Below are 24,172 nucleotides of genomic sequence, written 5' to 3'. Positions count from 1 at the left end.
ATGTACAATAATTTTTTTAAGACGATTACTCTAGTCGCAACAGTTTTTCTTTTATTTTCTTGTGATAAAGAATACAATACGATAGGCGGGGATTTGATAGGGGATAATAAATTTGAGTTTGACAAATATACCTCTCAAGTTATTGCTTATAATCAAAAAATGGGGGCTGTAGAGTCAAATAATTTACCAGTAAATGCCTTGGGTATCTACGAAAATGAACCGTTTGGTACTTCAACTGCGAATTTTGTTACTCAAATCAGTTTAGAAACAATTAATCCTACGATAGGTGTTAATCCTGTTATTGAAAGTGTTGTTTTAACAATTCCTTATTTTAGTACGATAACTGCTTCTAATGCAACGACTGGTGATAACACATACAGGTTAGATTCCATTTACGGTGGGGGTAAGATTAAGTTAAGTGTTTTTGAGTCTGGTTATGCTTTACGTAGTTTAGACCCAACAAATTCATTCGAAGCACAGCGATATTATACGAATCAAAATGCAGATTTTGATAATGTTAAGGTTGGGAGTCGTCTAAACAATGATAATATTGATAAGTCTCAAAATGATGAGTTCTTTTTTAGTCCAGCAGAATATAAAGAAACTGTAATAGTAGATACTAAAGAAACATTTGTACGCACAGCTCCAGGAATGCGTCTTAATTTAGATACAGAGTTTTTTAAGAATAAAATAATCAATGCGGTTGCTGCAGGGAAGTTAGCAAGTAACGATGTGTTTAGGAATTATTTTAGAGGATTGTATTTTAAAGCAGAAAAGATTAGTGGAGTAGAAAGTCAGATGGCTATGCTTAATTTTGCAGCCGGTAAAATCACGATTAAATACAAAGAGAACACCTCGTCTACTGATGCTACAAGAGTAGATAAGTCGATTGTTTTGACCCTAACAGGTACAACAGTTAATCTATTAAGTGACGTGAATAAGCCTGCATATGAAACAGCAATGAGTTCAGCTAGTGCTACTACTGGAGATGCTAAGCTATATCTTAAAGGTGGTGAAGGATCATTAGCGATAATTGAGCTTTTTGGAAAAACAGATGTAAGAGGATTCGATGCAAGTGGGAATCCTACAAGTGTGCCGAACGGTGTGCCTGATGAATTAGATGATTTGAGATATCCTGCTGATGGAAAAAAGTTCTTAATAAATGAAGCAAATTTAGTTTTTCATATCGATGCTACAACTATGGCGGGGTCAAAAGAGCCAAATAGAGTTTATTTATATGATTTAACCTATGGTCAGTCTATTTTGGATTATAAGGCTGACGCAAGTTCGGGAACAAAAGCTCAAAATGGTAAATTTATCTATAGCGGAATTATTAATAAGGAAGCTGTGACGGATGGCCGAGGAAAAACTTATAAAATTAGGCTAACTAATCAAATAAGAAATTTGATTAAAAATACTGATTCTACAAATGTAAAATTGGGACTTGTTGTTACAGGAGATATCAATAATTCAACCTCGTCTAAGTTGCGAACGGCAAAAACACTTTTCTCGAAGGTGCCAAAAGCGTCAGTTATCACTCCATTAGGAACTATTTTGTATGGAAATAAGGAAACTGATGAAACGAAGAGATTAAAGTTGGAAATTTATTATACAAAATCTAATAATTAAAATATGTGCGGAATAGTAGGATATATTGGATATAGAGAGGCTTATCCTATCGTTATCAAAGGTCTTAAAAGGCTGGAATATAGAGGATATGATAGTGCAGGAGTGATGGTTTACGATGGTAAGGAAATCAAACTTTGTAAAACTAAAGGAAAAGTTGCTGACCTTGAGGTAAAGGCTTCAAAGGAATTAACAATGAATGGGACAATCGGTATAGGCCATACTAGATGGGCTACTCATGGTGTTCCTAACGATGTTAATTCACATCCGCACTTTTCTAATTCAGGAGACTTAGTAATCATCCATAATGGTATTATAGAAAATTATGCACCTCTAAAAGAAGAATTAAAGAAAAGAGGTTATGTTTTTCATTCAGATACAGATACAGAAGTATTAGTGAATCTAATTGAAGAAATCCAAAAGCAAGAAGGGATAAAGCTTGGTAAGGCAGTACAGATTGCATTGAACCAAGTGGTTGGAGCTTATGCTATAGCGGTTTTTGATAAAAAAAATCCAGATGAAATAGTAGCGGCACGCTTAGGTAGTCCTTTAGCAATAGGTATTGGAGAAGGAGAGTATTTTATTGCTTCTGATGCTTCCCCTTTTATTGAGTATACATCTAATGCAGTCTACTTAGAAGATGGTGAAATGGCAATCATTCGTTTGCATAAATCTATGAAGGTTAGAAATATTAAAGACGATTCATTAGTGGATCCTTATATTCAAGAGCTTCAAATGAATTTAGAGCAAATTGAAAAAGGAGGCTATGATCATTTTATGTTGAAGGAGATTTATGAGCAGCCTAGTGTGATAAAAGACACGTATAGAGGCAGATTACATGCAAATGAAGGAATCGTTCAAATGTCAGGTGTTGAAGATAATTTAGAAAAATTCTTAAATGCTGATAGGATTATTATAGTAGCATGCGGTACCTCTTGGCACGCTGGTTTAGTTGCTGAGTATATTTTTGAAGAATTTACGAGAATTCCAGTAGAGGTAGAATATGCTTCTGAGTTCAGATATAGAAATCCAATCATAAATAGTAAAGATGTTGTAATCGCCATTTCTCAATCAGGAGAAACAGCGGATACGATGGCGGCTATTAAATTAGCTAAGGAAAATGGTGCTTTTGTATTTGGTGTTTGTAATGTCGTAGGTTCTTCTATTTCAAGAGAGTCGCACGCCGGTGCTTATACACATGCAGGACCAGAGATAGGTGTTGCTTCTACAAAGGCATTTACGACACAGATCACTGTGTTGACTATGATTGCTTTGCGTTTAGCTAAAGCTAAAGGTACTTTATCTCATTCAGATTTTCATATGTACTTACAGGAATTAGATTTAATTCCAGAGAAAGTTAGAGAGGCTTTAGAAACAAATGATGTAACAAAAGAAATAGCGGCTACCTTTAAAGATGCACCTAACTGTTTGTACCTAGGTCGAGGATATAATTTTCCCGTTGCTTTAGAAGGGGCATTGAAATTAAAAGAGATATCTTATATACATGCAGAAGGATATCCTGCTGCAGAGATGAAACACGGTCCAATTGCTTTAATTGATGAGCATATGCCTGTAGTTGTAATTGCTCCTAAAATGGGTCATTACGATAAAATAGTTAGTAATATTCAAGAAATTAAATCGAGAAGCGGTAGAATAATAGCGGTTGTAACAAAAGGAGATACTCAAGTTAGGGAATTAGCCGATTATGTTATCGAAGTTCCTGAAACCTCAGACGCTTTATCGCCCTTAATTACTACTATTCCTCTGCAATTATTGTCTTATCATATAGCTGTTTTAAGAGGTTGCAATGTAGATCAACCAAGAAATTTAGCAAAGTCAGTTACAGTAGAATAAGTAGTTTTACTACTAATATGAAAGCAAGGCCTTAGGTCTTGCTTTTTTTTTGTTAAATTTTATAAAATTATGATTTTTATGATTAATGCATTTTTAAAACTAATTTTATATGTAAGCATAGTATTTTACTAAATTTTAACTTAATTTTTGGTTTTACTTCAAAAATTAATAATGATGAATTAGTTATATTTTAAATAATTAATTAATGATAATTAAAAAAAAAGCACTTTTTTTTATTAATATTAAAATTAATTGTATTTTGGCTCCATAAATCAATAAAATATAACCAAATGAGAGTGCACTTACTTTTTTTATCTTTCTTTTTTTGTTGCATTAGTTTTGCGCAAAACTCTGTCACGGGTTTAATTAGTGATAGTAATAAACTGCCCATTATTGGGGCCAATATTAGAGTTATTGGGGGTACTGGTGGAGCGGTATCAGATATGGATGGGAAATTCACATTAAGTACTACTATGGCATTTCCTTTTAAAATTGAAGTAACGAGTATTGGTTTCGTGTCAAAAGAGGTAAATGTTACTTCGGCAAATCAAAAGATTACTGTGATTTTAAAAGACGAGGATAATCTTCTTAATGAGATTGTGGTGTCTGCTTCTAGAACTCCAGAACGTGTTTTAGAATCTCCGGTTACCATTGAAAGAATGGGTGTTGCCGATATTAAAAAAACTGCTTCTGCTTCGTTTTATGATGGATTAGAGAATATGAAAGAAGTTCAAATGAATACGAGTAGTTTGTCTTTTAAGTCAGTTAATACTCGTGGTTTTGCTACGGTTGCTAATACACGTTTTATGCAGTTGGTAGACGGTATGGATAACTCTTCTCCATTATTAAATTTTGTTCTAGGTAACTTAATAGGAGTGTCTGAAATTGATGTTCAAAGTGTAGAATTGTTACCAGGGGCGTCTTCTGCTTTGTATGGTGCCAATGCCTTTAACGGAATTTTATTCATGACTAGTAAGAGTCCTTTTGCTAGTGAAGGAATTACGGCTTATGCTAAATTTGGTCAAACTAGCCAAAAGGCTGCTGGAAATAATGATTATGTTGATTACGGAATTCGTATGGCAAAAGCATTTAGTCCTTATTTGGCTATGAAAGCTAACTTTACCTATTTACGCGGGACGGATTGGTATGCGACTAATACTGATGACAAAACTAGAGTTGGTTTAGATAGGTCAAATCCTAATTATGACGGTATTAACGTATATGGAGATGAAGTTGTTACAAATATTAGAAACGTTTCTGATGGTTTGTTGGCAGCAGGAAGAATAACACCTGCTCAATATAATGTATTTAGAAGTGTTCTGCCTAATTCTAACGTTAGTAGAACAGGTTACAATGAGACTGATTTAACAGATAATAAAGCGAGTAATACTAAGATGGATTTATCTTTGCATTACCGACCTTTTGGAAATGAAAACTTAGAAGTTATAGTACAGTCTAAATTTGGTTACGGAAATGCGGTTTATCAAGGTGCGAACAGGTATTATTTAAATAACTTTTTCATGCAACAGCATAAGCTAGAATTCAAAGGGAAGAATTTCTTTTTAAGAGGTTATACAACTACTGAGGATGGTGGGCAATCGTATGATATGTTGTTTACGGGTATTAACGTAAATAGACAGTGGAAGCCAGACGCTACTTGGTTTGGGGAGTATGCGAATGCATATGTTCAGGCTACTTTAGGAGGTGCTCCAAATTCTCAAGCAGCTCATAATGCAGCAAGAGCTTTTGCAGATACGGGTAGATTTCTTCCAGGTTCTCAGGCTTTCAAATCAGCTTTTGCAGCTGTAACAAATGAGGCTAGTGTTTTAACAGGTTCAAAATTAGTTGACAATTCTAAAATATATCACTCTGACGCTAATTATAACTTCAAAGATTTGATTGAATTTGCTGAAATTCAAGTAGGAGGTTCTTACAGACAGTATTCACTGAATTCGTTTGGTCGTATCTATACAGATGCTGCTGGTCCAATAAATTATAATGAATATGGTGCTTACACGCAATTGACGAAAAAATTAATGGATGACCGTTTGAAATTCACTGGTTCTATTCGATATGATAAAGCACAAAATTTTGATGGAAATTACTCGCCAAGAGTGTCTCTAGTGTATTCTGGAGGAGAGAGTAGAAGACATAATTTTAGAGGTTCGTTTCAAACAGGATTTAGGAATCCAACTACACAAGATCAGTACATAGGTTTTAATGTTGGTAGTGCTATTTTATTAGGTTCAGCACCGGACAACCTTACACGTTTCGTAGAAACATTGCCAATTAATGGAGCAACAGGACAAGGGTTTGCAGGTGGAAATTCCGTTACAATTGATGGTACAAGGGCTTACGGTAACTCATACTTAGCTTCATCGGTTATTGCTTTCGCAGCAGCTAGTAATCCTGCGTTATTAAGAAAAACAAACGCAAACCTTGTTAAGCCAGAGGAGGTTAAGGCTTTTGAATTAGGGTATAGATCTTTCATTAATAAAACATCAATCGATATTAATGGATATTATAATATTTATAATAATTTTATTGGAAACCTTAATGTAGTTACTCCTTTATACGGTCAAGCACTTGATGGAGGTGGATTAACTAATGCAGAGGGTCAAAAAGCAGTACAAGCTTTATCGAGTGGTAATACTAGAACTTTTCAATTGTACACAAATACTCCTTTAGAAATTAAATCTTTAGGTTTTGGAATTGGTTTGTCTCGTAAAGTATATAGGGATTTTGAAGTTAGTGTGAATTATAATTATGCTGATTTTAACTTTGACCAATCTAAGGATCCTAGTTTTGAAGCCGGATTTAATACGCCTAAACACAGAGCAAAAGCTTCTTTTGGTAACGAAAAATTATTTAAAAACTTTGGTTTCAATGTTAGTGGTAGATATAATACTTCGTACTTATGGCAGTCTTCAATGGTTGACGGTATGATTGATGCAGCTACAGTTATTGATGCTCAAATCAATTACGGAATTCCGTCTTTGAAATCAACTTTAAAATTAGGGGCGTCTAATATTGCAGGTAAAGAATATGGTCAGGTATTAGGAGCGGGATTAATAGGTCAACAGTATTTTGCTTCTTGGACAATCAATCCTTAATTCTAATAGTATTCATTAAAAAAAATAGAGATAAAATGATAAAAAATTTAAAATGGCTACTATTGGTTTCTTTGACCGTTGTAGCATGTAGTAGTGAAGATGCTGTACAGGTTGAAACAAATTCATCTGATGGTTTACCTTTGACTTCTGGTTCTGCTAATTTTACAAAATACGTTGCTTTAGGTAACTCATTAACAGCTGGTTTCTCTGATAATGCTTTGTTCATCGAAGGTCAAAAAGTGTCTTATACAAATATCATGGCACAGCAATTTAAACTTGTTGGTGGAGGAGAGTTTAAGATTCCATTTATGTCTGATAACATTGGTGGTTATAAAGTAGGAGGAACAGTAATTTCTGGAGCAAGGTTATTTTTTAATGGTGTTGGGCCAGCTACAGTTACAGGAACTCCATCAACTGAGATTTTAACTTCTGTTGCTGCTGCAGGACCGTACAACAACTGCGGTGTTCCCGGAGCTAAAAGTTTTCATTTGTTATCGCCAACGTACGGGAGCCCGGGTGCTGGAGGTGCAAATATATTCGCGGGAACTGCTAACCCGTACTATATTCGTTTTGCGCCCGCTAATGGTACTACTTCTGTGGTGGCATATGCTGCGGCTCAAGCACCAACATTCTTTTCTTTATGGATTGGAAATAATGACGTTTTAGGATACGCAACAACGGGTGGAGATGGAACAAATCCAATTACGCCTTCTGCAGGCCCTGCTGGTGTAGGATTTGATGCTACTTATGATGCCTTAGTTAATACTATGACTTCAGGGACCATCCCAGCAAAAGGTGTGGTTGCTAATATCCCTTACGTAAATACAATTCCGTTTTTCACAACAGTTCCGTTTAATGCAGCTGGTGTAAGCGCTGCGCAAGCTACTGCTTTAAATAGTGCCTATGCGACCTATAATGGTGGATTGGTAGCTGCCAAAAACGCTGGACTGATCTTAGAGACAGAAAGACTCGCTAGAACAATTAATTTTAATGCTGGCGCAAATGGTTTGGTTATGGTTGATGAATACTTAACTACTGTTAATGTTCCTGCAGCTGGATTAGTATTGCCTTCTTTGAGGCAAACAACTTCAGCGGATTATGTGGTTTTGTCAGCAGGAGGTGTTAGTGCTCAGGCTTTTTTACCTCTAGGAAACGGTACGCAGGTTGCATTAGCAGATAAGTGGATTTTATCTAAAAATGAGGTTGCAGAGTTGAAAACAGCTACAGATGCGTATAATGCTAAGATTAGAGCAGTAGCTACTGCTAAAGGCTTGGCTTTCGTCGATGCTAATGCTTTGTTATCTCAAATTGCTGCCACAGGATTTTCGGCTAATGGATTTACAGTGTCAGCTACTTTTATAACTGGTGGTGGTTTCTCAACAGATGGAGTACATCCTTCTCCTAGGGGCTACGCTGTTATTGCAAATAAATTTATTGAAGCGATTAATTCAAAATACGGTTCGAACTTAAAAGGAGTCGATCTAGGTAACTACAGAATATTATTTCCTGGTACACTCTAATACAATACCATGTTAAATAAAACCATCCCAAATAGGGGTGGTTTTGTTTTTTTATCCTCTTTTATTTTGGTATTTACCATGCGAAAAAGGAGTATTTACAACAGGTGTTGTTTTTTATAAAAAAAACAGTTGATTTTTTATTTTAAAAAATTATCTTTGCACTCTGAAAAAAGCATCCAAACTTGATTTTTTGAGAGGATACATTTCATAAACCTAAATAGCTATTTAATAAACACATAAGTAATGTCAAAAGTAATAGGAAAAGTTGCGCAGATCATTGGTCCAGTAGTTGATGTTGTTTTCAACGGAAAAGATGTTGAACTTCCAAAAATTTATGATTCATTAGAAATCACAAAAAAAGATGGTACTTTATTAGTACTTGAAGTGCAATCTCACATTGGTGAAAACACAGTTCGTACCATTTCGATGGACTCAACAGATGGTTTGAGTAGAGGTTATGAAGTAGTAGGTACTGGAAACCCAATTCAAATGCCAGTTGGAGCAGATGTTTACGGACGTTTGTTTAACGTAATTGGTGATGCAATTGATGGTTTAGGTAACTTACCAAAAACAGGTGAAAACGGAATGTCAATTCACCGTCAAGCACCAAGATTCGAAGATTTATCAACTTCATCAGAAGTTTTATTCACAGGTATTAAAGTAATCGATTTAATTGAGCCTTACTCAAAAGGGGGTAAAATTGGATTGTTTGGTGGAGCCGGTGTTGGTAAAACTGTATTGATTCAAGAGTTGATCAACAATATAGCAAAAGGTCACGGTGGACTTTCAGTATTCGCAGGAGTAGGAGAAAGAACACGTGAAGGAAATGACTTACTTCGTGAGATGTTAGAGTCAGGAATTATAAAATACGGTGAGGAATTCATGCACTCTATGGAAAATGGAGGATGGGATTTGTCTAAAGTTGATATGCCAGGAATGAGAGAGTCAAAAGCTACTTTCGTTTTCGGACAAATGAATGAGCCACCTGGAGCTCGTGCTCGTGTAGCACTTTCAGGATTATCTATTGCTGAGTACTTCCGTGATGGAGCAGGAACTGACCAAGGGAAAGATGTATTATTCTTTGTTGATAATATCTTCCGTTTTACACAAGCAGGTTCTGAGGTTTCGGCACTTTTAGGTCGTATGCCATCTGCAGTAGGATACCAACCAACATTAGCTACCGAGATGGGAGCGATGCAAGAGCGTATCACATCTACTAACAAAGGATCTATTACATCTGTACAAGCGGTTTACGTACCTGCAGATGATTTAACGGATCCGGCACCAGCAACAACCTTTGCTCACCTTGATGCTACAACAGTATTGTCTCGTAAGATTGCTGAGTTAGGTATTTATCCAGCGGTTGACCCGTTAGATTCTACTTCTCGTATCTTAACACCACAAATTCTTGGTGATGAGCACTACGACTGTGCACAAAGAGTAAAAGAGATTCTTCAAAAATATAAGCAATTACAGGATATCATCGCGATCCTTGGTATGGAAGAGTTATCTGAAGAAGATAAATTATCTGTATCTAGAGCACGTCGTGTACAACGTTTCTTGTCTCAACCTTTCCACGTAGCAGAGCAGTTTACAGGATTAAAAGGAGTATTAGTAGACATCAAAGATACTATCAAAGGATTTAACATGATTATTGATGGTGAATTAGATCACCTACCAGAATCTGCGTTTAACCTTAAAGGTACAATCGAAGAAGCGATCGAAGCAGGAGAAAAAATGTTGGCAGAAGCCTAAAAAAATAGTTTAAGGTTTAAAGTTTAATGTTCATTTGTGACTTTAAACTTTAAATTCTAAACCTATAACTACAAAAATATGTTATTAGAAATAGTATCACCAGAAGCAACATTATTTAAAGGAGAAGTAACATCAGTATCTGTACCTGGAGTAGATGGAAATTTCCAAATGTTAAATAATCACGCACCTATAGTTTCCTTACTACAACAAGGAGTTGTAAGCATTGTGGCTCCAAGCTTTACGTTCAGTAAAGAAGTAGCTGGTTTGTTTACAAAAGTAAATGAGCAAAATTACACATTAGCCATTTCTTCTGGAACTATCGAAATGAAGGATAATAAAATAATTGTTTTAGCTGACTAATGCAATTGTAAATTTTAGAAAAAGCCAAACAGAAATGTTTGGCTTTTTCATTTGGTAGATATTCCAGCTATTCATTGCAATCTTTTACTTTTTAAAAAAAAAAGTAAAAGGATTTCCATTGCTATCTAGGCTAAAACAATCTGATACATCAAACACATAATTTCCTAACTTTGAAAGTATGAAATTACCACAAAATCTTCTTAAAAAACTTTCTGTTCGTGAGAGCGACAATGCAATTAGGTTTCTGCCAGAAGGCAATGATTTAATCGATTTTGCGTCTAATGATTATTTAGGACTTTCTAAATCTGTAGTCATTTTTGATGCTACACATCAATTATTGATCGATAGTAATTTGATGGTAAATGGAGCCACAGGATCCCGACTTATTTCTGGAAATCACAAACTATATCAGGACACTGAAGATTATATAGCTCAATTTCATGATACTGATGCTGCACTACTTTTTAACTCAGGATATGATGCTAATGTAGGTTTTTTTGGGAGTGTCCCACAAAAAGGGGATCTCATACTTTATGATGAACTATGTCATGCCTCCATTAGAGACGGTATTAAGCTTTCTAATGCAAAAGCATATAAGTATGCCCATAATGATTTTGAGGAGCTTGAATCGCAGCTAAAGCGATGCAATATCGAGAATGTTTATATCGTTACCGAGAGTGTTTTTTCAATGGATGGTGATTCGCCTATGCTAGAAGAATTGATTGTCGTTTCCAATAAATACAATTGTTATTTAGTTATTGATGAAGCACATGCACTTGGTGTTTACGGTGATAAAGGCGAAGGTTTAGTTCAAATGCTAAATTTACAAGAGCATGTTTTCGCAAGAATCATGACTTTTGGGAAGGGATTGGGTTGTCATGGTGCTGCAATTTTAGGGTCAAAAGAGCTTAAGCAATACTTGGTTAATTTTGCACGGAGCTTTATTTATACAACAGGTTTATCGCCTCATTCGGTTGCTACGATCTTAGTTGCCTATCAATTTTTAGACAATAACAGTAATTTGAGTTTGTTGAGAGCGAACATTGTTTACTTCAATCAGCAAAAAGTATTGCTAGGTCTAAAACCTATGTTTGTACAATCTAAATCAGCTATACAATCGGTAATTGTTCCCGGTAATATCAAAGTGAAAGCCATTGCCAATCAATTGCAGGATTATGGTTTTGACGCCAAAGCTATATTATCACCAACGGTGCCTGAAGGGCAAGAACGTCTTCGTTTTTGTTTACACAGCTATAATTCTAACGCAGAAATAGCAGAAGTGCTGTCTTTGTTGAGTAAATTTCTCTTCCGGTAGATTTTGTTTAGTAATTAAAAAAATTGCTGTGTAATAGTTTGCTATTGTTGAGTTACAAAAAATAAATTTAAATTTTTTGTAACGTTTTGATTGTTTGTTTACTTACGAGTCGTAATCAAATAAATCAAAAATCATGAAAGCAAAATCAACTTCCACAAATCAGTCAAATAGTAGTATAATTTTATTATTTATTTCAAGCCTAGGACTAAGTTATGGATTAGTACGGTATTTTGTCTACGATAAATTAAGTACAGCATTTTTAGTTATGATGAGCTGCTTTTTTGTAGCGGCAATAGCTTCTTTTTTCAGAAATAAATATTCAAAATAAATACTGAGTTTCAATTATCAAATCAAACATCAAACAAAAATCAAATCATCATGAAAAAATTATTTAAATCAATTGTAGTAGTAGCAGTAATCTTAATTTCCAACGGCATTTTTGCACAAGCAAAAAAAGCAGCCTCAGCACCACTAATTGAAAACTCCCTTTTATGGGAAATTTCTGGAAAAGGATTAAGCAAAACTTCTTATTTATATGGAACGATTCATATGATATGTGCCGATGATTATTTTTTGACAGAGAAAGTTAAAAAAGCTTTTGATGCGACAAACAATTTAGTCTTAGAAGTTAATTTATCGGATCCCGCTGAGCTGGCTGTGATGCAACAAATGGCTATGGGAAAAGAAACCTTAGATAAAACATTAACCCCAGATCAGCTTTCTAAATTAGATGGTATTTTGAAAGAAAAGGCAGGATTATCTGTGCAACAAGTAAATAGTTATAGTTTGTCCACTGTAATGAGTTTGATGTCAATGAAATCATTTAATTGTGCGGATTTAAAATTTTATGAAATGGAGTTTATTGCTAAAGCTAAGGAGCGTGGTTTAGAGATCGCTGGTTTTGAATCGATAAAAGCACAACTAGGAATTATCGAAAAAGCGTACACTATTGATGAAATACTAGCCATGTTTGATGATATGAATGTTACTGAGACTAGTAAGCTGGTTTCACAGTACAAAAAGGAAAATATTCAAGATGTTTATACCAATTTAACGGATGTAAAAAGTATGAATCTAATTGCCAAAAATGAAATGCTAGACAAGAGGAATGCTAATTGGGTTCAAAACCTTACCCAATTAGTAAAAGATCAAAGTGCTTTTATTGCTGTTGGTGCAGCTCATTTAGGAGGAGATTTGGGTGTAATTAATTTATTGAGAAAAGCGGGATACACTGTTAAACCAATCATGAAATAGTAACATTTTGAAAGAAAGAGAACCAGAATTTTTAAACCGGATTGCCAAGCACAAAGGAATTTTGTATAAAGTTTCCAAGATGTATATGGACAATCATGACGACCAACAAGATTTGTTTCAGGAGATCGTTTGTCAACTTTGGAAATCGTATGACTCTTTTAGAAACGAAAGTCAATTTTCGACTTGGATGTACAGGGTGGCTATCAATACAGCAATCGTGTTTTTAAAGAAAGAGAAGAGAAAAGTCGATAAATACGAGATTGTATCTGAAAATATTAAAGAGGAAGCAGATGATTCAGAAGTTAAAGAAAGTCAAATAGAGCATTTTTACAAAGCAGTTCAAAAATTAGAAAAAATAGATAAGGCTATTATTTTTTATCAGCTCGAGGGTTTTTCGCATAAGGAAATAGGAGCCAATTTAGGTATTTCTGAAGGGAATGCTAGAGTGAAATTAAATAGAGCTAAAGAAAAATTAAAAGAAATAATAAAAAATCAAGGATATGGATTTTAACGACATACAATCAGCATGGGATAATGACAGCAATGAAAATGTTGTTCTCCCTTCTAATTTAGAAAAAATACAAACGGCAAATACACCTTTAGATAAGATTAAAAAAAATCTTAAAAACGAACTTGTTTTTCAGAGCTTAACAGTATTGTTGTCGGGATTTGCACCTGTGATACATGGATTTCCAGTAAAGTGGATTACTCCCTTTTATTTTGTCTACAGTATGTTTGCTGCAGTTTCAATATATTACCTGATACGATTGTTTTTGTTTTACAAGAGATTAAGTAAAACAACTTTAAATACAAAAGATAGTTTGTACGAAACGTATTTTGATGTACGCCTTAATATGGAATTGTATAAAACGTTTACATTTGCGTTAACGCCATTTATGGTAATGTTTTTATTGGGTTTTGCATTGTATGCTAAGCCTGCTTTGAAAATTGCAGAACTAAGCAATTCGGTTTTGATAACTACACTCATTATCATTTCTTCAGCTATTTTGTTTGTTGGTTTAATGACAGAGTGGTGGGTACAACACTATTACGGAAAATATGCCAATGAGATCAAAAAAGTGATTGAAGAGTTAAAAGAAGAATAATAAAGCACCCATCTTAACGATGGGTTTTTTACTTTTGTGATCAAATCTAGTAACTATGAAATTATTTATTACCGGAATAGGAACCGATGTAGGGAAAACAATTGCCTCATCAATTATAACAGAATCTCTTCAGGCAGATTACTGGAAACCCATCCAAGCAGGAGATTTAGATAACTCTGATAGTCATAAAATACAACGCTACATCAGCAATGATAAAACGGTAATTCATCCAAATAGCTACAAGTTGAACACGCCAGCTAGTCCACACCTAGCAGCCGAAATAGACAATATAGCTATAGATTTGGCCAAAATTATCGTGCCGGAAACCGAAAATCATTTGGTAATCGAAGGAGCGGGCGGTTTATTTGTTCCCTTAAATAACCACGATACCATTATCGATTTAATACAGCCTGATTACAAAGTAATTGTTGTTTCTCGTCATTATTTAGGAAGTATCAATCATACATTATTAACGATTGAAGCCTTGCAAAATCGTGAAATTAAAGTAGCGGGAATTATTTTTAGTGGAGAAGAAAATAAAGCTACCGAATCAATAATTTTATCCAAAACGGGAATAAAATTTATCGGACGTATTGAACAAGAACCTTATTTTGATCAAAATGTAATTAAGGATTACGCTGATCAATTTAGAGAGAATTTGTTAAGTCTGTAAACAAAATGTAATTTACCCTTTCCGCATGGCACTCTGTTCATCTCTGCGTATCTTTGCTGAATAATTTATTTTACCATGACATTATCCGAAAGAGACCAACAATACCTTTGGCATCCCTATACACAACATAAAACTGCTGCGCTTCCTATTGCAATCAAAAAAGGGAAAGGCGCTTTGCTTTGGGATGAAAACGACAAAGAATATATTGATGCGATTGCTTCGTGGTGGGTGAATCCGTATGGGCATAGTAATAAGTTCATAGCCGATGCGATTTATAAGCAATTAACTACGCTTGAACATGTGCTTTTTGGAGGTTTTACGCACGAGCCGGCTATAGTTCTAGGCGAAAAATTGATCGAAATTTTGCCAAGCAATCAGCAAAAAGTATTTTTTTCTGATAATGGTTCTACCGCTGTAGAAGTAGCTATCAAAGTGGCCTTGCAATTTTTCTTCAACAAAGGCGAAAAGCGTACAACCATTATCGCTTTCGAAAATGCTTTTCATGGTGATACTTTTGCAGCTATGGCAGCAAGCGGAATTTCCTTTTACACACAAGCCTTTGAAGGTATGTTTATCGATGTGGTGCGCATTCCCGCACCTATCAAGGGGCAGGAGCAAGACAGTTATGATGCGTTACAAATTCAAATAAAAAACAATAATTGTGCAGGTTTTATCTTTGAACCGTTAGTGCAAGGTGCCGCCGGTATGGTCATGCACGAACCCGAAGCATTGGCAAAGTTAATTGCTATATGTAAAGAAAATAATGTTTTGACTATAGCGGACGAGGTGATGACGGGTTTTGGTAAAACCGGTAAAAACTTTGCTATGGATTACGTCAACGAAATGGCCGATATGATGTGCTTATCCAAAGCATTAACTGGAGGGACTATCCCAATGGCAATCACAACTTTTACCCAAGAAATATTTGATGCTTTCTACGACGAAGATATCAATAAAGCCTTGTTTCATGGTCATACCTTTACGGCAAATCCTACGGGTTGCGCAGCTGCATTAGCCAGTTTAGAGTTGTTGAAAACGCCTGAAATGCAAGCTAATTTAGTTCGGGTCAATGAAAATCATTTGGCTTTTCAAAATATAATCAAGCAACATCCTAAAGTAAAAACTACGCGCGTTCTAGGAACTATTTTTGCTTTAGAAATAAAAACAGATAGTGCTGCGAGCTACTACGGAAGTTTACGAAATAAACTCTATGATTTTTTCATAGAAAATGGTGTAATCCTCAGGCCAGTTGGGAATATTGTCTACATTTTACCTCCGTACATCATCAGTGATGCGCAATTGAAAAAGATATATCAAGTAGTCGAAGCAGCGCTTGAAATAGTTTAATTTGTAGCTAATCCTGCTATTCGCTACAATCTTTATGAGCTCCTTAAAGAAAGGAGCTCGTAAAGGATTTTCACTGCTATCAAGGCTAAAAATAATGTGATTGTTAATCAGAATTCGCTGTAATTTATTAAAATATAACGAACCGCAGGATACCAATACTACCATGTAGTGGTCAAAGCCATATAAAGTGTTTTATTAGGGGCTAAACCTTGCACATTTTGTAAAAACTTTGCGACCTTTGCGGTTAAATTGAAAGCATCTTGTCAGATATAATATCCATTACAGCTTTATCTTCTATTTCTCCATTAGGAAATGATCCGCAAATTATTTGGGCGAACTATCTTAACGATCAACATTGTTTTATTCAAAAATTTATTGATAAAGCACCAACGTTTTTGGCGCCTATAGATAATGATTCGGTTGCTAAAATTGAAGCATTAAAAAAGTCTGATTCCAAATATAAATTTCTAGATAATTCGGTCTTGTTTGCCATGGAAGCATCTCGCGCTGCCATTAAACAAGCAGGTTGGAATTCAAATGATATTTTCGGAATCAACATTGGTTCTTCTCGCGGGGCTACTGATTTATTCGAAAAACACCATCAAGAATACTTAGAAACAGGAAAAGCGCAAACCTTAGCTTCGCCTACAACCACTTTAGGAAATATCTCTTCTTGGGTTGCACATGATTTACAAAGCTCAGGTCCAGAGATTTCGCACTCTATCACCTGTTCTACTGCTTTGCACGCCGTTTTAAATGGAGTAGCATGGTTAAAATCAGGGATGGTAGATAAGTTTTTGGTTGGTGGGAGTGAAGCACCCTTAACCGATTTTACCATTGCACAAATGCGTGCGTTAAAAATATATTCTAGGTCAAATGAGGAATATCCCAATCGCGCTTTAGATTTGGATAAAACACAAAATACTATGATTCTTGGTGAAGGAGCGGCAGTTTGCTGTTTAGAAATAGGCAAAAAAGAGAATGCTTTGGCTTTTATCGAAGGAATTGGATACGCTACAGAAGTTTTGGAACACAATATATCCATTTCGGCAGAAGCGACATGCTTTCAAAAGTCTATGAAAATGGCATTAAAAGACACGAACTTATCTGATGTTGATGTGATTGTTATGCATGCTCCCGGAACCATAAAAGGAGATTTAACCGAATATAAAGCGATACAAAAAGTCTTTGGCGAAAGCCTACCTTTGTTAACCACAAATAAATGGAAAATCGGGCATACTTTTGGCGCTTCAGGTTTGTTAAGTTTAGAGTTGGCGATCTTGATGATGCAACACAATACGTTTATAGGTGTCCCTTTTACGGGAGCACAAAAACAAGATAAATCAATCAAAAAAGTATTAGTAAATGCAGTAGGTTTTGGTGGTAATGCAGTAAGTGTTTTGTTGAGTTTGTAATTTTTGGATTTTACAAGAAAAAACACCACTTATTCTTTGAAAAAACTAGATAAAATCCGTTTTTATTTGCCAAGATCTGCGTTATCCGCGTTCTATTCCGTAATAATTAAATATTGCTGGTTAGTTCAACTAGCGTTCTGCCTAACAATATTAGAGTGTAGTCGAATTATTTCACTGATTCACAATTTTCTAATTCTTTAACTTTCTCATAGACCAGATTGCTTTCAAAACCCTTTCGAAGAAGCGCATCACAAACCTTCTTTCTTTTCTTTAGGCTATTGGTCTCTCTACAATTTTCCCATGTTCGCAAAGCTAATTTTTCGAAGGTTCCATAATATTCCTCGGCGGTAATTTCTTTAAGTGCAGTGGTAATTAAACGTTGATTTATTTTTCTAAACTTCAATTCATTTGTTATGCGTATGGTTCCCCATTGTTTAATACGGTGTTTTCCTCTGGCGAAACTGCAGGCAAAACGTTCTTCATTTAGGAAATTATCTTTAATAAGATGCGCAATGATTTGGTCAATTTCATCAGAATCCATTTTCATAGAACGCAATTTTGATTCTACCTCTTCGTGACAGCGCTCTTGATAAGCGCAGTAATGTTCTGTTTTTTTTATGGCTTCTTTTATGGAAGATATGTTTTTCATGTTAACATGGGAGTATTCAAGGTTGAGCACAAAATTAAATATTTTTACTTATTTATAGTATTTATATCATTGTAAAATAGTGCATGTTTAAGATGTTGAAATTTAGTCGATTGACGTTAAAAAATGCGATTAATCGGATTTTTTTTGAAGCCTCTACTTTTTGATTTTACTTAGTGTAAAATATCTATAAAAAGTCCGATGCTATGATGCGATTTTTACATAAAACTAGCTTTATTTTTGTTTTTTATTTCTTGCTGTCTTCAGCTACTGTCGTTGGTCAATATACTATAACAGGTAATGTAAACGCTAGCAGTTTGACTTGTGGTACCTTTACAGGAGTGTCAATTATTTATGTTGGTAATGGGGTTGCATCTGCGAGCTTGGTGATGGATGCCGACTTAAATTTGACCACCTGTGGGTTATCTGGTATACAATTAATTGTTAGAAATAATGCTAGTTTAGTTTTTCCTGACAAAACTAACAATACACTTTCTTTGCCCGCGAATTCTTCCATTGTTATTGAAAGTGGCACACCTGGTGGGGCTATTTCAACTGTTGGAAGTTGTAGTGCATCTGATTTAATAACTGTTGGAGGAGTAAAAGTAGCCTCTTGTCAAGGAGGGTCTTCGTTGTATGATTTTGATCAAATTGTTGCAAACGGAGGTTATAATTATGTAAAGACAGTGTCTAGTCCACAATGTAGTTCAAGCGCTGGTAGTATTGCAGTCTCTGTATTTCCTGCACCTTCTGCTTCAACTACATATAAATTGTTTACAACTTTGGTAGGTGGTACAGCAGTTTCTACAGCTGTAGCTGGCGCTGCTCCTTACAACACAACTATAAATACACCAACACTAACAACTACAACTACCTTGTATGTGGAGGCAACTACAGGCTCGATCACTACAGCTAGGAAACCAGTTGTGGTTACAGTTAATCCGAGTAATACAGTTAGTGCTGCTTCGTCTACACCTACTCTTTGTGCTAATACTTTGATGACTAACATCACCCATAGCACAACTGGAGCAACAGGGATTGGAACTGTAACAGGATTGCCTGCTGGGGTAACAGCAGTTTGGACATCAAATACCATTACTATTAGTGGGACTCCTACTGCTTCTGGAACTTTTAATTATAGTATTCCGTTAACTGGTGGTTGTGGTACTATAAATGCTACAGGAATTATAACTGTTAATGTCGCTCCTATTATTACCACGCAGCCACTGAGTCAATTGGATTGTGAGGGTAGCTCAGTTAATTTTAAAGCGTTAGCTGTAGGTACTAATCTTACTTATACTTGGTTTTATAAAAGACCAACTGATGCTAGTTTTATAATGCTTTCTGGAGTAGTTAGTAATACAACTTATCCAAATGCACCAATAAATAATGAAATAAGTTTAGCCAATGTAGGAGGTACTCAATATCCAAATGGAACACAATTTCAGGTAACTGTGTCTAATGTGATTTGTGGTGTTACTTCAAATACAGTTGTTCTTTCAGTAAATGAAATAGTAGCGATAAATTCACCTGCCCTTAGCCCTTCTCAATCTGTTGTAGATGTGAAGCTTTGTTATGGATCTAATTATTCCTATACAGCAGTAATTTCAAATCCATCAAACGGTCCAGTTACATACCAATGGAAAAGTCAAATTCCATCTGGGTCTTGGAATAATGTTATAGATGGACCGCATTTTTCAGGTGCGAAAACTGCTGTCTTAAATATAATTAATGGTACACCAGCCGAATCAGGTAAATATAGAGTAGATGTTGTCTACAATAGAACCGGTGGTAGTTGTAGTGTCAGCAGTTTTTCAAAAGTTAGATCATTAACTTTCTATCCATCATTAACGACTCCGGATGTGGTTATTTCTCAGCCAGATTGTATCACAAATACGGGTGTAATAACAGTTAGAGTTCAGAGTACAACTGACACCTACAGTTTTGATAATGGGTTAAATTATCAAGCGAGTAATGTTAAATCGGGACTTGCAGCAGGTACTTACAATGTGTTTATAAAAAATATTGATGGGTGTATTTCGCCAGTGAAAATTTCTACTATAAATGTGGCACCAATTCCGGCAATCTGGAATGGTACTATTTGGACCAATGGTCCGCCAACTAGCACTCAGGCAGTAGTTTTTAATGGAAATTATAGGTCATCTGTAAATGGGGGTGATTTGGTTGCTTGTTCCTGTCAAGTAAATTCGGGTACCGTTATTTTTGATAATGGAAATAGTCTAAAAGTGACAAATAAGGTAACCGTATCAGGTGGTTCTCTTGAATTTTATAGTCAATCTAGCTTAGTACAAATTAATAATGTTAGCAATTCTGGTAATATAACCTATAACAGGACTTTAAATGGTCCTATAACTAAGTTTGACTATACTTATTGGTCATCACCCGTTTCGCCACAAACGTTATATAATGTATCTCCCTTTACAGGAGATAAGTTTTATTCTTTTGATGGGGCTAGTTATGCTTGGGTTCAAGTTCCTTCTTCTACTGTAATGGCACCGGGAATAGGTTATATTATAAGAGGACCAGAGCCACAAACGGGTGCAATACCGCTTCCGGTAGGCTTCTTTAATGCTCCTTTTATTGGTGTTCCTAATAATGGACCAATTCAAGTGGCAATTGCGGCAAGTACTGATGCCGCTTATTTGTTAGGGAACCCGTATCCTTCAGCATTGTATGCAGATAAGTTTATCAAGGATAACCCTGTTTTAGAAGGAACACTTTATTTCTGGACACATAATACAACAATTGGAACAAATGTTAGTAATCCTGGTTCGGGTGTATACGCGTATTCAGGGGATGATTATGCCTCTTATAATTTGACTGGTGGTGCTGCCGCAGGAACGGGAACGGCTGCTACTGCAACAGGATATAATAATACAGTTCCTTCTGGTAATATTGGCTCTGGACAAGGATTTTTTGCATCGACGAAGGGAGCTGGAACGGTCACTTTTGATAACACAATGCGTGTTGGTGCAAATGGGGCTGCATTAAGCAACTCAGAGTTTTTTAAGATGCAAGTGGGTAATAAAACAGATTTAGTCGAAAAAAATCGTATTTGGCTTAACATGTTTAATACCGCTGGTGCCTTTAAGCAAACTCTTGTAGGTTACGTGACAGGAGCAACAAATGACATAGAAGGCAGATACGATGGTGAAAGTTTTGACGGCTATGAGTTTCTTGATTTTTATAGTATTAATCAGGAGAAAAACCTAGTTATCCAAGGAAGAGGTTTGCCATTTGATGAAAATGATACGATACCTTTAGGTTTTAGATCTGGGATTGAAGGAGATTTTACTATTGCTATAGACCAAGTGGATGGTTTATTTAAAGATCAAAACATATTTATAAAAGATAAACTACTAAATGTGATACATGATTTAAAAAATAATTCTTACACCTTTACTACTACAAAAGGAGTCTTTAATGATCGTTTCGTGCTATTTTATACCAATAAAAAAGCAAGTGCCGTAGCGAGTACACTTGATGCTCTCAGTAAATTGATTTTGGTTTCTACTAGTGAAAAAGAAATTAGAATAACTTCAAGTTTATCTATGGATGCTGTTAGACTTTATGATTTATCAGGGAAAGAAATTTTTAACAAAACAAAGGTAAATAATACGGAACTTGCAATTCGCAACCTTCGTAAAGGTAATACCGTTTATGTTATTAAAATTAAATTAGACGACGGACAAACAGTTACTCACAAAGTAATTTATTAGAGTTTACATAATTTTACAATTTATTTAAAAGTGCCTATTTTTAATAGGCACTTTTTTATTATCGAATTTTTTTGACGACATAAAGAAATGTATAAATGATCTAAGTTAGATTGAATTTTATAAAACCATAATTTAAAACGCTACGTATATTATTGAAATAAGTTTGTTGTAAGATTTAGAATGTTGTTTCTAACTAAATTATTTTATGTTAATGAATGAAAGCGAGCTTATTAAAAAAACAAAGTATAGATTCTTGTAAAGCCCACTAAAAGTGTATTTGGTCAGATTTAAACGCGTCTTATCGGTTAAATTTTATTGTTTTCATATTTGTAATCGATATTGTAAATTATATTTTGGTTTATTTTTTTTGGTTGAAAAAGTTAACCGTTTTGGAAGCCATTATATTTAGAAAATTTGCCCCATTTTTTTAAAAAATACCACATGAAGAAATTTTACTCTAAGAATACTTTTTTTTGTTTACCAAAAATACATAACCTATTAATTTTCTTTCTATTAACACTTTTGAGTTATAGCAGTTTTGGACAAACTCAAACATTTACTTCATCAGGAACTTTTACTGTGCCTACAGGCGTAACTAGTATAACTGTACAAGCTTGGGGAGCAGGTGAAGACGGTAAAAATGATACGAACTATGGAGGAGGGGGAGGGGGAGCCTATGCTGAGCGCACTTTTAACGTGACTAGTGGTAACGTTTATACAATTGCAGTAGGGGCTCGTGGTTATGTAGGGGGAAATTCTAGTATAGCATTATCTACTTCTACGAGTGTTCTAATAGTAAAAGCTGAAGGAGGAGGTCAAAATGCTTATCATCAAGGAGGAAGAGTTTCAGGTAGTATTGGGGATGTAAGATACTCTGGTGGAGACGGTTATCGCTCTGCTAGCTTTTATGGTGGTGGCGGTGGATCTGCTGGGAATAACGGAGATGGAAATAGTGCGAATATATCTTCTGGAGGAGCTGGAGGTAATGGTACTAGTGGTATAGGTGGAGATGGGAATAGAAATTTTCCGACTGGTGGTGGAAGTCCAGGTGGGGGTGGGGGTGAAGGTCGTAGTTCAAATGGTTTGGGTGGAAACGGTCAAGTAATTGTATCATGGGCCCCTTGTTCAAATGCAATGCCAACAGGTTCTTCATTTCAATCATTTTGTTCAGTAGATTCACCCAAAGTCTCAGATTTAAGTGTAAGCGGTTCAAATATCAAGTGGTATTCGTCAATAAGTGGTACCACAGTTTTGTCAAGTAGTACATCTTTATCGTCAGGACATTATTATGCAAGTCAAACTGTAAGTGGCTGTGAGAGTGTGACTAGATTAGATGTGACAGTAAATGTGAGTGCAGGGCCATCAACTATTGGAACAACAATTTGTAGCGGCAGTTCAGGTACATTGAGTTCAAGTGGTTGTGGATCCAGTTTTTCGGGTACTCAAACTGCAATAGGTTATGGAGGAACATCTGAGTTAACAACCTATACAAATGCAAATATTTCAATAGTTTTTCCTGCTTTACCAGTTGGCGCAACTGTAACAGGAATTTCGACTAAGATAACCTATACATCCAATTCTCCTTCGTATACAAATGAGTTGCGAATAGAAGCCACTCCTCCAGTTGCATTGGGTGGTACAAAGACTGATTTGCAGTCCTCTGCCACATCATCGGCGGCAGGGACCGTTACTGACGGGACATTTGGAACATGGGGAACAGCAAGTCCTGTTGGCACTTGGCTATTTAAATTTAAGGAAACGTTTAACGATGCCAGTGTAGATCCAGATGCAAATATTGCGAATGTTACTATAATAGTGAATTATACGATGCCTGTTACAGTAGATTGGTATACTGCAGCGAGCGGAGGAACGTATTTAGGTTCAGGGACACCTTTTAACCCGGTAGGAGTTGCTGGATCTGGATTAGCTAATACGAATACTGCTGGCACTACTATTTTTTATGCAGCTTGCTCTACAAATCCAGGTTGTAGAACGGCTACTTCGTTTACGATAAATTCAAGTCCTACGATAGCTGCAATTACAGCTCCAGCGGCGTTATGTTCTGGAGGCTCATTGAATCCAACAGCGCCAACAGTTGCGGCTAATGGATCAGCAGTTACAGCTTCAGGCTGGCAATTGGAGATGGGAGTTGGAAGTGGGACATTTGCCAATTTAACAGTGCCTTATGTAGTTGCCTTTGCGGATAATGGTAAAAAGTTAAGATATTATGCAACGAACGGTTGCGGTACAACAAATAGTAATCAGGTTGTTATAACAGTTAATAATGTACCTACGATAGTTGCAATTACAGCTCCTGCGGCGTTATGTTCTGGTGGCTCATTAAGTCCAACAGCGCCAACAGTTGCGGCTAATGGATCAGCAGTTACAGCTTCAGGCTGGCAATTGGAGACAGGAGTTGGAAGTGGGACATTTGCCAATTTAACAGTG

16 protein-coding genes are annotated in these 24,172 nt (G+C 35.7%); 15 read left to right on the top strand and 1 reads right to left on the bottom strand.

Translation table 11 applies throughout. From position 1 onward, the window contains the following. The 13 genes from H8R22_RS01815 to H8R22_RS01755 all read left to right on the top strand — a co-directional run bounded on the left by H8R22_RS01815 (position 1) and on the right by H8R22_RS01755 (position 17,338). Positions 1-1,629, top strand: a complete 1,629-nt coding sequence (locus H8R22_RS01815; protein WP_187009227.1) for a DUF4270 domain-containing protein — start codon at positions 1-3, stop codon at positions 1,627-1,629. A gap of 3 nt (positions 1,630-1,632) precedes the next feature. After that, on the top strand, positions 1,633-3,480 hold the full coding sequence (gene glmS, locus H8R22_RS01810) for a glutamine--fructose-6-phosphate transaminase (isomerizing) (protein ID WP_187009228.1): 1,848 nt from the start codon (positions 1,633-1,635) through the stop codon (positions 3,478-3,480). A 290-nt stretch (positions 3,481-3,770) separates the two neighbouring features. After that, on the top strand, positions 3,771-6,593 hold the full coding sequence (locus H8R22_RS01805; RefSeq protein ID WP_187009229.1) for a TonB-dependent receptor domain-containing protein: 2,823 nt from the start codon (positions 3,771-3,773) through the stop codon (positions 6,591-6,593). A 35-nt stretch (positions 6,594-6,628) separates the two neighbouring features. Continuing rightward, the gene (locus tag H8R22_RS01800; RefSeq protein WP_187009230.1) at positions 6,629-8,113 is read left to right on the top strand and encodes an SGNH/GDSL hydrolase family protein; all 1,485 of its coding nucleotides are present in this window, start codon (positions 6,629-6,631) and stop codon (positions 8,111-8,113) included. A gap of 243 nt (positions 8,114-8,356) precedes the next feature. Further along, positions 8,357-9,868, top strand: coding sequence for a F0F1 ATP synthase subunit beta (gene atpD / locus H8R22_RS01795; RefSeq protein WP_187009231.1), 1,512 nt, complete (start codon positions 8,357-8,359; stop codon positions 9,866-9,868). A 78-nt stretch (positions 9,869-9,946) separates the two neighbouring features. Further along, positions 9,947-10,228 carry a FoF1 ATP synthase subunit delta/epsilon gene (locus H8R22_RS01790; protein ID WP_187009232.1) on the top strand — a complete coding sequence of 94 codons (282 nt, stop codon included), beginning with the start codon at positions 9,947-9,949 and terminating at the stop codon, positions 10,226-10,228. 178 nt (positions 10,229-10,406) lie between these two features. After that, the gene (locus H8R22_RS01785; protein WP_187009233.1) at positions 10,407-11,543 is read left to right on the top strand and encodes an aminotransferase class I/II-fold pyridoxal phosphate-dependent enzyme; all 1,137 of its coding nucleotides are present in this window, start codon (positions 10,407-10,409) and stop codon (positions 11,541-11,543) included. 378 nt (positions 11,544-11,921) lie between these two features. Continuing rightward, positions 11,922-12,797, top strand: a complete 876-nt coding sequence (locus H8R22_RS01780; RefSeq protein WP_187009234.1) for a TraB/GumN family protein — start codon at positions 11,922-11,924, stop codon at positions 12,795-12,797. Between the two features lie 79 nt (positions 12,798-12,876). Next, positions 12,877-13,308 carry an RNA polymerase sigma factor gene (locus tag H8R22_RS01775; protein WP_394368132.1) on the top strand — a complete coding sequence of 144 codons (432 nt, stop codon included), beginning with the start codon at positions 12,877-12,879 and terminating at the stop codon, positions 13,306-13,308. Next, entirely contained in the window at positions 13,298-13,903 is a 606-nt protein-coding gene (locus H8R22_RS01770) for a hypothetical protein (RefSeq protein WP_187009236.1), read from the top strand. The genes H8R22_RS01775 and H8R22_RS01770 overlap by 11 nt, the downstream gene beginning before the upstream one ends. A gap of 55 nt (positions 13,904-13,958) precedes the next feature. Then, positions 13,959-14,576 (top strand): dethiobiotin synthase, encoded by a 618-nt coding sequence (gene bioD, locus H8R22_RS01765; protein WP_187009237.1) that lies wholly within the window; start codon positions 13,959-13,961, stop codon positions 14,574-14,576. Positions 14,577-14,651: 75 nt separating this feature from the next. Continuing rightward, positions 14,652-15,923 carry an adenosylmethionine--8-amino-7-oxononanoate transaminase gene (gene bioA, locus H8R22_RS01760; protein WP_187009238.1) on the top strand — a complete coding sequence of 424 codons (1,272 nt, stop codon included), beginning with the start codon at positions 14,652-14,654 and terminating at the stop codon, positions 15,921-15,923. 260 nt (positions 15,924-16,183) lie between these two features. Next, positions 16,184-17,338, top strand: coding sequence for a beta-ketoacyl synthase N-terminal-like domain-containing protein (locus tag H8R22_RS01755; protein WP_187009239.1), 1,155 nt, complete (start codon positions 16,184-16,186; stop codon positions 17,336-17,338). 166 nt (positions 17,339-17,504) lie between these two features. Here the strand turns inward: H8R22_RS01755 and H8R22_RS01750 are convergent, their stop codons facing one another. Further along, positions 17,505-17,987 carry a regulatory protein RecX gene (locus H8R22_RS01750; protein WP_187009240.1) on the bottom strand — a complete coding sequence of 161 codons (483 nt, stop codon included), beginning with the start codon at positions 17,985-17,987 and terminating at the stop codon, positions 17,505-17,507. A gap of 203 nt (positions 17,988-18,190) precedes the next feature. Between H8R22_RS01750 and H8R22_RS01745 the strand changes: the two genes are divergently transcribed. Together H8R22_RS01745 and H8R22_RS01740 are read left to right on the top strand one after the other, a co-directional pair. Further along, on the top strand, positions 18,191-21,724 hold the full coding sequence (locus tag H8R22_RS01745; RefSeq protein WP_187009241.1) for a T9SS sorting signal type C domain-containing protein: 3,534 nt from the start codon (positions 18,191-18,193) through the stop codon (positions 21,722-21,724). A gap of 441 nt (positions 21,725-22,165) precedes the next feature. Continuing rightward, a partial coding sequence (locus H8R22_RS01740) for a glycine-rich domain-containing protein (RefSeq protein ID WP_187016527.1) occupies positions 22,166-24,172 on the top strand: 2,007 nt, incomplete at its 3' end.

The sequence above is a fragment of the Flavobacterium kayseriense genome (genome assembly GCF_014305095.1).
Taxonomy (GTDB): Bacteria; Bacteroidota; Bacteroidia; order Flavobacteriales; family Flavobacteriaceae; genus Flavobacterium; species Flavobacterium kayseriense.
Note: the sequence above shows the minus strand (reverse complement) of the source record. Positions and strands in the feature narration are given on the sequence as shown.

Coding starts and splice junctions, on each gene's coding strand:
- H8R22_RS01750 (WP_187009240.1), bottom strand. CDS start 17,987: ATGAAAAACATATCTTCCATAAAAGAAGCCATAAAAAAAACAGAACAT.
- H8R22_RS01785 (WP_187009233.1), top strand. CDS start 10,407: ATGAAATTACCACAAAATCTTCTTAAAAAACTTTCTGTTCGTGAGAGC.
- glmS (WP_187009228.1), top strand. CDS start 1,633: ATGTGCGGAATAGTAGGATATATTGGATATAGAGAGGCTTATCCTATC.
- atpD (WP_187009231.1), top strand. CDS start 8,357: ATGTCAAAAGTAATAGGAAAAGTTGCGCAGATCATTGGTCCAGTAGTT.
- H8R22_RS01745 (WP_187009241.1), top strand. CDS start 18,191: ATGATGCGATTTTTACATAAAACTAGCTTTATTTTTGTTTTTTATTTC.
- H8R22_RS01780 (WP_187009234.1), top strand. CDS start 11,922: ATGAAAAAATTATTTAAATCAATTGTAGTAGTAGCAGTAATCTTAATT.
- H8R22_RS01800 (WP_187009230.1), top strand. CDS start 6,629: ATGATAAAAAATTTAAAATGGCTACTATTGGTTTCTTTGACCGTTGTA.
- H8R22_RS01815 (WP_187009227.1), top strand. CDS start 1: ATGTACAATAATTTTTTTAAGACGATTACTCTAGTCGCAACAGTTTTT.
- H8R22_RS01775 (WP_394368132.1), top strand. CDS start 12,877: ATGTATATGGACAATCATGACGACCAACAAGATTTGTTTCAGGAGATC.
- H8R22_RS01805 (WP_187009229.1), top strand. CDS start 3,771: ATGAGAGTGCACTTACTTTTTTTATCTTTCTTTTTTTGTTGCATTAGT.
- H8R22_RS01770 (WP_187009236.1), top strand. CDS start 13,298: ATGGATTTTAACGACATACAATCAGCATGGGATAATGACAGCAATGAA.
- bioA (WP_187009238.1), top strand. CDS start 14,652: ATGACATTATCCGAAAGAGACCAACAATACCTTTGGCATCCCTATACA.
- H8R22_RS01790 (WP_187009232.1), top strand. CDS start 9,947: ATGTTATTAGAAATAGTATCACCAGAAGCAACATTATTTAAAGGAGAA.
- bioD (WP_187009237.1), top strand. CDS start 13,959: ATGAAATTATTTATTACCGGAATAGGAACCGATGTAGGGAAAACAATT.